Origin of the sequence: Bacillus sp. ChL18 (genome assembly GCF_026241425.1) — a bacterium.
GTDB lineage: Bacteria > Bacillota > Bacilli > Bacillales > Bacillaceae > Bacillus > Bacillus velezensis.
Genome location: NZ_JAPHWE010000002.1, coordinates 535,667 through 547,949, shown reverse-complemented (window position 1 = coordinate 547,949; position 12,283 = coordinate 535,667). Strand labels below are relative to the sequence as shown.

General features: G+C 47.8%; 10 protein-coding genes. 6 read left to right on the top strand and 4 right to left on the bottom strand.

Going from position 1 to position 12,283, the window contains the following annotated elements; all coding sequences use genetic code 11:
* Window positions 1-108: 108 nt before the first annotated feature.
* Complete coding sequence (manA, locus tag OQ477_RS13800) at window positions 109-1,059, bottom strand: mannose-6-phosphate isomerase, class I (protein ID WP_265972788.1); 951 nt, start codon at window positions 1,057-1,059, stop codon at window positions 109-111.
* Between the two features lie 217 nt (window positions 1,060-1,276).
* Between manA and OQ477_RS13795 the strand changes: the two genes are divergently transcribed.
* From OQ477_RS13795 to OQ477_RS13785, 3 genes are read left to right on the top strand one after another with little or no spacing between them, the layout of a single operon-like run.
* The gene (locus tag OQ477_RS13795; protein ID WP_265972787.1) at window positions 1,277-2,728 is read left to right on the top strand and encodes a spore germination protein; all 1,452 of its coding nucleotides are present in this window, start codon (window positions 1,277-1,279) and stop codon (window positions 2,726-2,728) included.
* Window positions 2,729-2,733: 5 nt separating this feature from the next.
* Window positions 2,734-3,840, top strand: coding sequence for a GerAB/ArcD/ProY family transporter (locus tag OQ477_RS13790; RefSeq protein ID WP_265972786.1), 1,107 nt, complete (start codon window positions 2,734-2,736; stop codon window positions 3,838-3,840).
* Entirely contained in the window at window positions 3,837-4,967 is a 1,131-nt protein-coding gene (locus OQ477_RS13785) for a Ger(x)C family spore germination protein (RefSeq protein ID WP_265972785.1), read from the top strand. Before OQ477_RS13790 ends, OQ477_RS13785 begins: the two co-directional genes overlap by 4 nt.
* Before the next feature lie 3 nt (window positions 4,968-4,970).
* Here the strand turns inward: OQ477_RS13785 and OQ477_RS13780 are convergent, their stop codons facing one another.
* Both OQ477_RS13780 and OQ477_RS13775 read right to left on the bottom strand, forming a co-directional pair.
* Complete coding sequence (locus tag OQ477_RS13780) at window positions 4,971-6,383, bottom strand: bifunctional glycosyltransferase family 2 protein/class I SAM-dependent methyltransferase (RefSeq protein ID WP_265972784.1); 1,413 nt, start codon at window positions 6,381-6,383, stop codon at window positions 4,971-4,973.
* Window positions 6,384-6,473: 90 nt separating this feature from the next.
* Complete coding sequence (locus OQ477_RS13775) at window positions 6,474-7,850, bottom strand: sugar porter family MFS transporter (protein WP_265972783.1); 1,377 nt, start codon at window positions 7,848-7,850, stop codon at window positions 6,474-6,476.
* Window positions 7,851-8,154: 304 nt separating this feature from the next.
* Here OQ477_RS13775 and OQ477_RS13770 point away from each other — a divergent pair, with 304 nt between their 5' ends.
* From OQ477_RS13770 to OQ477_RS13760, 3 genes are all read left to right on the top strand, one after another.
* A complete protein-coding gene (locus OQ477_RS13770; protein WP_007407510.1) occupies window positions 8,155-9,141 on the top strand; it encodes an LCP family protein in 987 nt (328 codons plus the stop codon).
* A gap of 154 nt (window positions 9,142-9,295) precedes the next feature.
* Window positions 9,296-10,153 carry a Cof-type HAD-IIB family hydrolase gene (locus OQ477_RS13765; protein ID WP_222885038.1) on the top strand — a complete coding sequence of 286 codons (858 nt, stop codon included), beginning with the start codon at window positions 9,296-9,298 and terminating at the stop codon, window positions 10,151-10,153.
* A 105-nt stretch (window positions 10,154-10,258) separates the two neighbouring features.
* On the top strand, window positions 10,259-10,984 hold the full coding sequence (locus OQ477_RS13760; protein ID WP_265972781.1) for a hypothetical protein: 726 nt from the start codon (window positions 10,259-10,261) through the stop codon (window positions 10,982-10,984).
* 39 nt (window positions 10,985-11,023) lie between these two features.
* Here OQ477_RS13760 and OQ477_RS13755 read toward each other — a convergent pair whose 3' ends face one another.
* Window positions 11,024-12,259, bottom strand: coding sequence for a C40 family peptidase (locus OQ477_RS13755; protein ID WP_265972780.1), 1,236 nt, complete (start codon window positions 12,257-12,259; stop codon window positions 11,024-11,026).
* Window positions 12,260-12,283 lie beyond the last annotated feature (24 nt).

Below are 12,283 nucleotides of genomic sequence, written 5' to 3'. Positions count from 1 at the left end.
ATCAAACTAGTTTATTTATCGGCCGGCCTTCTTCATTTTTACAGAGAGAAACCACCCAATTTTCCAAATAAAAAAAACTTAATCCCAGAGCTGGGATTAAGTTTGGTTTTATATATGAGAAACGATGAGCGTGCAATCTCCGTTTATCGTAAAGTCAGGCATCTGATCCGGCAGTATGAAATGCGCGCCTTTTTCAAGCTTGGCAGACTTGCCTTCACAGATGATGGAGCCGCTTCCTTCTGTGACGCTGCACAGCATAAACGGAGCGTCCTGGGTCATTTCCGCCGTCCCGCTGATATCCCATTTGTATACAGAAAAATATTCTCCCTGCACAAAGGTTTTAATGGTGACGCCTTTTCTCGTTTCAGTTGATTCATCTAAAAATCCGTCCACATGAGGAACGGTGGCGGCGTTGACGGCATCGCGGATATGCAGATCACGCGGCTCGCCGTTCTGATCTGTACGCCCGTAATCATATATCCGGTAGGCGGCCTCTGAATTCTGCTGTGTTTCAAGCACGAGCGCCCCCGCGCAAATGGCATGGATGGTTCCGCTCGGCACATAATAAAAATCACCGGGTTTGATCTTCACGCGGCGCAGCAGGCCTTCCCAGTCACCGCTGTTAATCATGGTGACAAGTTCCGCTTTCGAACGGGCCGTGTGACCGTATATAATCTCCGCATTTTCTTTACAGTCAATAATGTACCAGCACTCAGATTTCCCCGTTTCGCCCAATCCATGCTCCTCGGCGTCATAATCGTCAGGATGGACTTTAACAGACTGATGGTGTTTGACGTCCAGTATTTTCGTCAGCAGCGGAAACCGGTCCCCTTCCGTTCCGCCGAATAATTCCCTATGCTGATCCCACAGTTCCATCAAGGTTTTCCCTTGATACGGACCGCTTTTGACCGTGCTCATTCCGTGCGGATGGGCTGATATCGCCCAGCATTCGCCGGTTGTTTCTGAAGGTATGTCGTATCCGAATCGTTCGCGTAATAACGTGCCGCCCCATATTTTTTCTTTACATACAGGCTGTAAAAAAATCGGCTCTTGCGTCATGTTCGTTCCCCTCCCCTTAAAAAGCGGCTCATATCCCATTCCCCCTGTGTCTTTTTTAAAACACGGAGGGAGCCGCGGTTAAAAACAATATGTATAATGGCTGACCTGCTCATTATACCATTCGGATGGGGCGGAATGCTCAGTCATTTCCTATTCCAGAATAAAATTCCTTGTTTGTCGCAAATTAAAATAACTGATGGAAAAAGGGGGGAACATTGTGACGATACATGCGGAGCTCGGCAAAAACCTTGAAGCGCTGAAAAAACGGTTCGGCCAAAGCGATGACCTGATGTTTTATTCGTTTACGTACGGAAACGGCAAATGTGACGCCTGTCTTATCTATATAGACGGACTGACCGACAATCAATTGCTTGCGGAATATATTATTTCGCCCGTGCAGGCGGCCGCCCTGCATCAAGAGGAACCGGCTGAAATACCGCCGTCATCCATCTCTTTCGGCTATCGTCACACCCGGCTTTCTTCACTTAAGGACGCGGAGGCAGACATTTTCTCCGGCAAATCGGTTTTGCTGGCGGAGGGATGGGAGGAAGCCCTTTCGTTTGAGACGGAAACATTTAAAATGCGTGATATTGAAGAACCGGCTTCAGAAGTGCTTGAACGGGGGCCTAGGATAGGTTTTGTCGAAAAGCTCCGAACGAACACGGCGCTGTTGCGCGAGCAGTCCGGTGATCCCAACCTCCAGATCAAAGAGATCACACTCGGCGAACGGACAAAAAAGCGGATCGCCGTTGCTTACATTCGGGATATCGCGCCTGATGATGTTGTAAAAGAAGTGATGAAAAGACTGGATTCGATCACCATTGATGACATTCCGGAATCAGGAGCGATCGAGCAGCTTATTGAAGATAACACGTATTCTATTTTCCCGACCGTCTTGACGACCGAACGGCCCGACCGGGTTATGGGCGCTCTTTTGGAAGGAAGGGTCTCCATTCTTGTAGACGGAACGCCTTTTACCCTTTTGGTGCCGGCTACCATTGATGAATTTATCCACTCACCTGACGATTATAATCAGCGGTGGGTTCCGGTTACCTTTCTCAGGCTGCTTCGGTATACATGCATTTTAATCACGATTTATTTACCCGGCCTTTACATATCGCTCGTTACGTTCCACACGGGGCTTTTGCCGACGAGAATGGCGGTTACGATTGCCGGGAGCAGATTGAATGTCCCGTTCCCTCCTTTTGTTGAAGCGTTCATCATGATTTTTACGATCGAGATGATCAGAGAAGCCGGACTCAGGCTGCCGAAGCCGATCGGACAGACGATCGGCCTGATCGGGGGCGTGGTGATCGGGCAGGCCGCCGTTCAGGCGAACATCGTCAGCGCGATGATGGTCATTGTCGTATCCGTTACGGCATTGGCTTCTTTTACGGCGCCCTCCTATGCGTTCAATTTTCCGCTGAGGCTCATCCGTATTTTTTCGATGATTTTGTCGGCGATATTAGGTTTATACGGACTGATCATGTGCTATCTGCTTGTCGTCGGCCATCTGATGCGTCTGAAAAGCTTCGGTCAGGACTATCTTATTCCGATCATGGCGCAGCCTGGCCAAGACTTAAAAGATACGATCGTCAGACTGCCGACGCCTCTTTTGAAAAAACGGCCGACCAGAAAAGAGACGAAAGATAAAACCAAGCAAAGGTGATCCCCATGAAAAAACCGGAAGACAAGCTGTCGTTTATGCAGACACTTCTCATGGTAAGCGGAACAATGATCGGAGCGGGCGTGTTAACACTGCCGCGCTCCGCCGCAACAGCGGACAGTCCGAGCGGATGGATCATTATTCTTGTGCAGAGTGTCGTGTTTATCGGCATCGTCCTGCTCTTTATGCCGTTTTTGCAGAAAAACAGCGGGGAAACCATTTATGAGCTGAATCAAAGCATCATGGGCCGCGCCATCGGTTCTCTTCTGAATTTATTCATCAGCTGTTATTTTGTCGTCACCGTCTGTTTTCAAGCCCGTTTTCTCGGTGAAGTCATCAATTACTTTTTACTGAAAAATACGCCGATGGGTGTCGTCATATTCATCTTTCTGGCGGTCGGCATTTACCATGTGACCGGCGGGGTCTATCCCATTTCAAAGCTTTATGCCTATCTGTTCCCGGTTACGATCGTCATTCTGATTATGCTGCTTATATTCAGCCTGAGACTGTTTAATCTGGATTTCGTCCGCCCGGTCATGGAAGGAGGCTACAAAAGCTTTTTTGAGATGTTTCCGCGGACCCTTTTGTATTTTTCAGGACTTGAGGTGATTCTGTATCTGGTGCCGTTTATGAAAAATCCGAAGCAGGCGAAAAAGGCGGCTGTCTTCGGCATCGCCAGCGCAGGCTTATTTTACAGCATTACGCTGCTTGTCGTCATCGGCTGTATGTCGGTCGCTGAAGCCAAAACGGTGACGTATCCGACCATTTCCCTGATTCACGCCTTAGAAATCCGGGGTATTTTCATTGAGCGGTTTGATATCTTTCTTTTAATCACGTGGACATGCCAGCAGTTTACCTGTATGCTCGGCTCTTTTAAAGGGGCGCATATCGGATTAAACACCATTTTCAGACTGAAAAATAAAAACAATGCCTGGCTGATGGGGAGCTTATTGGCAGTGACATTCGGCCTTTCGATGTACCCCGATGATATCAACAGCGTGTTTGCATTCGCGAATATTCTCGGGTATACATTTTTTGCCGTCATCATGATTCCTTTTCTCATTTGGTTTGTCAGCTGGATGAAAAAAATAGCCGGGAGGAAACAGATGTCATGACACTTTTCATCAAATGGGCGGCGGCGCTTTTCATACTGATGACGCTTTCAGGATGCTGGGACGCGAAGGAAGTCGAAAAGCTATCTTTCGCCCGGGGGCTGGCGATAGACGAGACGAGTGACCGCCGATATAAATTAACCTATCAAAACCTGCTGCCCCAAAGTGAAAACAGCCAGGCTTCCGGCCGGCCCGTGTTTGTCAATGTGACGACGCGGGGGGATACCATTCTTGAAGCCGTCAGTGAAGTCGCTTTAAAAGATCCGCCTGTTTACAGCGATCACTTAAAAGTGCTGATATTCAGCGACAAATTGCTGGCCGACCAAAATATCCTGCAGATGATGAATCATTTTATCCGCGATGATGAATTAAGGCGGAGCAGCTATCTCTTCGCGGTAAGAGGAAAAGCGTCCGATATTCTGACGGAGCCGACGCCGAATCAGCAGCAGCCCATGGCCGCGGAAAAGCTGATCGACCTTACGAACAACGGAAACTACAACGGGAAGATTTTACAACCGCTCCGAATCGGGAGAGCTTCAATTTACTGCCATAATAAACTCAGTTTTCTCATTCAGGCCGTCAGCAATCAAAAAGGAAAAACGGTGTATGACGGAGCGGCCATTATCAAAAACGCAAAACAAAACAGATTGGCGGGCTTTCTGTCATCATACGAAATACAGAGCCTGAATTGGCTGATGGGGACGATACGGGGCGGCGTGCTGCCCGCTTTGGATAAAGGGGGGCACCCGATTACCTTCGAGATCAAAAAATCAACATCTACCATCACTCCCAGGCTGAAAAACGGGAAGCTGTCATTTCATGTAGCGGTAAAAACAAAAGGACTTTTGTCAGAGGATCAATATGCCGGAGAAGATTCATTCGATCAGCACTATTTAAACGGGCTGGAAAAGATTTTCGAAAAAAAACTGAAAAGCGATGTGAAAGAAGTCATCGATAAGCTGCAGAATCAATATGAAACGGACCCTGTATTCTTTTCTGACAGAGTCCGCATTCAATATCCCGACTATTGGAAGAAAGTAAAGCATCATTGGGATGAGACCTTCTCGGAAGCGGCTTTTGACTATGATGTTTCCATTCAGATTACCAACTTCGGAACGATGGGACGGTAGCCTTCAGCCTGTTTTTTCGACACGGAGGAGAATCTGATAAATCCGGCTTTGTTCGGGCAGCTGTGTCACCGGAAATTGCATCGATTGCGCCATTCGTGTGATTTCCTGTAAAAACAGCTGCACCCGTTCATCCACGTGAACATACGTATAGGACTGCTTTTTCACGTCAAATGTCTCTTCCGGAAAGAGCGTGCGCACCGTCTGCGGCGTAAAAAACCGTAAGTGGGTGCGGTCGAGAATGCCGGCGTCTCTGTATGTCCAGTCACCGAGCAGAAGCGGGAACAGCGCTTCGGCGTGGGAAATATTCGGAACGCTGCAAACGATTGATCCGGCAGGCGACAAATAGGATGAGTACGTTTCAATGACGCGCCACGGGTCTTTTAAGTGTTCAAGGATGTCCGCGAAAATGATGCAATCAAAAAAGCCTTCCGGATAAGGCAGCTTCACTTCTTCGACATCTTCCTGCAGCACCGCTTCATAGTGTCCTTTTGCCGCTTGCGCCGCCAGCGGATGCAGTTCTATTCCGTACAGTTCGCAAGGCTGTCTGTTTTGAAGTTCCAGCCCCGTAGCCCCCGCGCCGCAGCCGACATCAAGTATCCGTTTCGCCTCCCGGGGAACGAGCTCCGCAATTTCCGGTCTCGGATGAGTAAAGTACGTAAAATCAGTGCCCCATTTTTCCGTAAACCGCTGGCGGTTCTCCGAATATAACTGATTGATATTGATGTCCTGATTAGCCGTAAACGTCGCGTGCCCGTGGTGATGCACAAAGGCATCGAGGGCGATGTGCAGGCTGTAGCCTTTTTGCAGGGCGCGCAGACATAGGTCATCATCTTCAAAAGAACCGTATCCGAATTGTTCATCGAACGGGCCGATGTCTTCAATGACGCTTCTTTTCACCAGAAGACAGAAGCCGACAAGGCGCAGCACCCGCTTTGTATGATGCTTTTCCCGTGCGCAATACGCCTCCGTGAATGGCTCCAGCTCAGCAAGCGATTGATATGCGTCATGGATCATTTGCGCGCCGCTGACATAGTTGCTGACGGGCCCGACCATACCGGCTTTTTCAGAATGATACAGCACCCTCAGCATGGAGGTGAGCCAATTTTTCGTGACCATCGTATCGTTGTTCAGAAACAGCAGATTTTCCCCCCCTGCCGCTTCGATTCCCTGATTGCACCCTTTGGCGAACCCGAGGTTTTTTTCATTTAGGATGACTTTGACGTCAGGCAGATTTGATATGTATTCTCTCGTTCCGTCTGAGGAACCGTTGTCAACTATAATCAGTTCAATCTTATCTTTGTCGGTGTATCGTTCAATGCTGGCCAGACATTTTTTCGTCAGCTCAAGTTCATTATATGTAAGGATAATAATACTCGTTTTCACCGGCATCCCCGCCTTTATCGTGACTTTATACAACGTATGACATATCCCCGTCATTTATGTGACCGGGCGCCCGCCGGCATCCGTTTTGAGGGGCCGGTGATAACCGCCCCCTAAAACTGAATATTACGGATGAACTGTCCGCCGATTTGATTCTGATCCCGAGCCTCCGTTACGGCTTTTCAGATCCTGCTCAATTTCTTCAAGGCTTTTCCCCTTCGTCTCGGTCACTTTAAACCGGACGAACAGGAATGCCAGTATCCCGATCGCGGCATAAATGAGAAATAAATAGCTGATGCCGACTGCTTCCATTAACATCGGATAGGTTAATGAGACAATCAATGTTCCGGCATGCAGCATCAAAGTGGAAACACCCGTCCCGATACCCCGGACATGCAGCGGGAATAATTCAGGAAGCATGACCCACACGGCAGGCCCCCAGCTGACCGCAAACACAATGATAAACAGGCCTAAACAAATCACCGTTGTCCATGATGCGGCTGCTGAATGTTCAAAGAAGAGATTGACCGCGGCCAATACGAGCAGACTGATGACCATGCCCGCATTACCGGCCAGCAGCAGCGGCTTCCGGCCGATTTTATCAATAACTTTAATAGCCGCAAGCGTCATGATGACATTGACGGCGCCGATTCCGACCGTTCCCAATATAGACGCGGAATTGCCGAATCCGACACTGGTAAATGTTTTCGGGGCGTAATAAATAATTGTATTTGTCCCGATGAATTGCTGCAAAAAGGCAAGTCCGAGGCCGGCAATCAGCGCGGGTCTCACCCACGGCTCAAACAATTCTTTCAAGCCGCCTTCGTTTTCCTTTTCCGCTTCTTTCATCTGATCAATCTCATCATCAATATTCTTCGTTCCCCGCAATGATGAAAGGATTTCTCTTGCTTTCTCTTCTTTGCCGATCGTAAACAGCCAGCGCGGGCTTTCCGGCATAAATAAGATTCCGATCAGCAGAATGACTGACGGCACAACCGCAAGTCCAAGCATCCAGCGCCAAGCGCCTGCATCGGCAAATATATAGTTCACGATATAAGAAACGAGGATTCCGACCGTAATCATCAGCTGATTCAGCGAAGAAAGCGCCCCCCGTTTATGCTTCGGAGCCAGCTCCGATAAATAGAGCGGAACGATCGTTGTAGATGTTCCGACAGCCAGTCCGAGAATGATCCGGAAAAGAATCATCACCTCTGTATTCGGGGCAAAAGCGACCCCTAAACCGCCTATACAAAACAGCAGCGCCGCTCCCATGATGGCCTTCCGCCTGCCGAACCGGTCGGTCAGTTTGCCGGCGAATCCCGACCCGAGAATCGCCCCCGCCAATAACGAACTGACGACGAGGCCTTCTGTAAAGGCGTTCAGTCCCAGTTCTTTTTTCATAAATAAAATAGCTCCGGAAATGACCCCGGTATCATATCCGTATAACGCGCCGCCGAGTGCGCCGAAAAAATAGAGCCATTTATTCGAGTGTATGCTTTTCATGTTATTTAGACTCCCTTCATCCAACGCTGTATCCGCGCGGAATTGTTCTACTGCTTCTTTTGCCTGTTTCCGTCCGTTTCAAACCTTCCGCACCGTTAATATCCATTATTTTACTAATTATTTTTTACAAAGCGACGAAACATTTCCCGCTTCCTGCCGTCCAATATAATGTGAACCTGATGCAAAAATAACAGTAGATGTTGTCGAAATAGAGAGAAAGATTTGGAATTTTCTCATTTGAAGAGTTGCTCCAAGTCAACAATTATGGTACGCTTCACAAAGAATAGAAACGAGAGGTAATGATATGGAAGAACGATCTCAACGCAGAAAAAAGAAAAGACGCCTCAGAAAATGGGTGAAATTTGTACTGGTATTCGCCGCTTTCTTATTGGTGATCGCCGGTTCCGTCGGCACCTACGCATTTGTGAAATTGAATAATGCGACCAAAGAAGCTCACGTCAGCCTTGACCGCGGCGACCAGTCCGTAAAACGGATCAAAGAATTTGACCCGAAGAAGGATTCTTTCACCGTATTGCTTTTAGGAATAGACGCCCGTGACAATAAGGGCGAATCAGTAGATGACGCAAGAAGTGACGCCAACGTGCTCGTCACCTTCAACCGGAAAAAGAAAACAGCGACGATGCTCAGCATTCCGCGGGATTCCTATGTCAACATCCCGGGACACGGCTATGACAAATTCGCGCACGCACATGCTTACGGCGGTTATAATTTAACTTATAAAACAGTAGAAAACATGCTTGATATTCCGGTAGATTATGTGGTTGAGAGCAACTTCGACGCGTTCCGCGATGTCGTCAATGAGTTGAACGGCGTTACGGTAAATGTGAAAAGCCAGAAAATTGCCGATCGTATTAAGGTCGATACAAAAGGAAAAGTCGTGCTGAAGCCGGGCGTTCAGACGCTTGACGGTGAGCAGGCACTGGCTTATGTAAGAACACGCAAAGCGGACACCGATCTGATGCGCGGACAAAGACAGATGGAAGTGCTGAGCGCCATTATTAAAAAATCTAAATCGTTAAGCTCGATCCCATCTTATGACGATATCGTCGACAGCTTAGGGAAAAACTTAAAAATGAACTTATCTCTTAATGACGCCATCGGTCTGTTCCCGTTTATCACATCGCTGAAATCGGTGGATTCTTTGCAGCTGACAGGTTCAGACAGCTATATTTACACTCCTCAGTACGGCAAAAATATTTATTACTTCAAGCTGAATGAGGAAAACCTTCAAGAAGTGAAAACGAAATTAAAAAATGATTTAAACGCGTAAGATGTCACGGCGGGGTTAGCAAATCCCGCCGTTTTTCTGTTGAAAAAAAGGACATGAAGGTATAGCCTTTTAACTGACGGCTTTCTGCTGATTTCGCACAAAGCTGAACATACTACATGAAGCAGCTTTATTTTTAAGGAGGGCATCCATACATATGAAATTGATAGCCATTGACTTAGACGGCACATTACTGAACTCGGACAGTGTGATTTCTCCGGAAAACAGAGCGGCTTTACAAAGAGCGGATGAAGCGGGCATTCTCGTGGCCATCTGCACGGGCAGAGCCACGTTTGATGTAAAAGCGCTCTTAAAGGATTTGGATATTCCGATCATTGCGGCAAACGGCGGGACAGTCCATGACAAAGGATACCGCCTCGTCAGCCGGCTCTTAATGGATCAGCAGGCCGGGAAGGATATCGCCGCTTATTTAACGGACAACGACATTTACTTTGAGGTCTATACAGATGATCATCTGCTGTCCCCGTTTGACGGCGAGTCCAAACTGCAGGCAGAACTGGACATTCTGAAAAGCGCCAATCCCAAGGAAGATATTCGGACATTATGGGAGGGCGCAAAGACGCAGTTCAAACAATTCGGCATTAAACCCGTGCAGGATATACAGGCGATTTTTAACGGAGACGAACATGTTTACAAGCTTCTTTGTTTCTCTTTTGATATGGAAAAACTGAGAAACGCCAAAGAAGAAATTACACATCATCCGAAATTATCCCAGACATCTTCCGGGAAACACATTATCGAAATCCTCCCTGCCGGTTCCGGAAAGGGACGTGCTCTGACGGAGCTTGCCTCACTGTACGGAATTGAAAAACAGGATATTTACGCCATCGGCGACAGCCCGAATGATTTCTCCATGTTTGAAGCGGCGGGAAACCGCATCGCCATGGGCAATGCGATTGATGAACTGAAGGAAAAAAGCACGTATATTACAAAAAGCAACGATGAAAACGGCGTCGCATATTTCATCAACCGGCTTCTCGACAACGATCAATAAAAGGCAAAAGCCAGGTCTTTCACGGCCTGGTTTTTCATGTTTCCCAAAAAAGGAATTCCCAAAAATGAAAATAAATTGTAAGATAAAGAAAAAAGGAGTTTCATGATGTCGAATGCAATCGCTATTATAGGATGTTTAGCTTTTCTCTGCGCAGTCGGATACGGAATATTCCACCTCATATGCAAAGCGGCAAAAAAAGAAAAACATTTTTCAAAAAAGCTGTTTTGGCCCCTTCTTATCGGCGGATTTATCCTGCTTCTGACCGGTGCCTCCCTCGCAGAGCCGGACGCCTCGGCCGTGAAGGCAGAGGAGAAATACAGCACCCTTGATACCGCTTATCAAAAATTGACGAAGGAACACCAGGCGCTTGAGAAAAAATATGAAAGCATCAGTGCCGCGGGCGAAAAGGAGAAATCCGAAGCCGAAGCCGGCAATGAAGAAAAACTCAGCAAACTCAGCCAAGAGATAAGCGAGCTGAAAAAAACAAACAAATCACTCAAACAAGACAATGAGAAATTAAAAAATTCACAAAAGAAGCTCGAAAAGACCGCCGAAACGCTTCAGTCAGAAAATAAAACTTTAAAGCGGCAGAAAGCAGAAACAAAAACATCCGAAAACGCGGAAACGGCGCAAAACAACGCCCCTTCCTCCGGCGGACATGCCGAAACGAAAGCAGCCGGCACCTCACAGGGGTGCGACATTAAAGGCAGCCGGAACGGCATTTATCACACGCCGGGAAGTACATACTACGACCGGACGACAGATCCCGCGGAAATGTTCTGTTCCGTAGAGGATGCGGTAGCGGCCGGATACAGAGCGCCGAAACGGTAAAAGAAAAAGACGTCAGAGACACTCTCTGACGTCTTTTTTTTACGGAAGCCGGATGCTGCCCGCATATTTGTCCTTCCAATAAGCGCTTGTGTTCATATTTGTTATGGTAACGCCTGCGGACACGGTGGCATGAATCACTTGTCCGTTCCCGATATAAATGGCCGGATTCAGGCTTTCCGCTTTAAAGAAGACCAGATCGCCGGGCTTCAGATCTTGTTTATCGACCGGAACGCCCGCCTGCATCTGCTTGTCCGCATAACGCGGCAGGCTGATTCCTTTCGCTTTTTGATAGATGTATTGAACAAATCCCGCCGTATCAAAGCCGGTTTCCGGTGAAACGCCGCCTTTCAGATAAGAAATTCCGATATGATCGGCCGCTGTGGACACAACGGGATTTTCTTTAGAAATGGCTAAATTGCTGAATCGGCGCACCCCCGTAAAATGTTTTTTCCAGTAATCTTCCGACAAGTAAGAAATGGTGACTTTTGCGGAGCGGCTTGCTTGGATGAACCTTCCCTCTCCCGCATAAATGCCCGCATGGGAAATTCCTTTTTTATACGTGTCGCTGAAATAAATCACGTCCCCGGGCTTTATGTCGCTCAGTTTGATTTTCTCACCGACCAGCCACTGCTGTTCCGCAGATCTCGGCAGGTAAATGTGAAGTTTGTTTTCAAAAACATATTGGACCAGCCCCGAACAGTCGAATCCCTCCTCGGGCGTGCTTCCGCCGAAGACATACGGAATGTCGAGATAACGGGCTGCCTCCTGAACGATCGGATCATCAGCCAGTTCCGGATCTTTTGTAATCCGCTTTGCGCCAAGATATAAATTCATCCAATAACTGCTTTTTTGAAAGCGTGTGACGGTTACGCCTTCTGACGGAGAACTGTGTATCATCTCTCCGTTTCCGATATAAAGACCGTCATGGACGGGCGCGTTTTGTGTGGAATCCGACTTTTTGAAAAACACAAGATCTCCCGGTAAAAGGTCATTTTCTTTGACGGCGGCTCCGACTTTCCATTGATCACTGACCGTTCTCGGCAGATGGATGTTCTGTCTGCTGAAAAGATAATGCATCAATCCGGACGGATCAAAACCGTCCTCAGGCTCTTCGCCTCCGTAAACATATTTATTTCCGACAAGTTTTTGCGCGTCTGAAACCATCAGGACAGAAACTTGAGAATCCGCTTCAGCAATTTCCGTTCTCGTTACTGCGGGTGCCACAAGACAAATCATAAGGCCGGCAAGGATGTACTTCCTCCAGCTTGTGAGCATGTTTTCTATTCACTCTCCTCATTT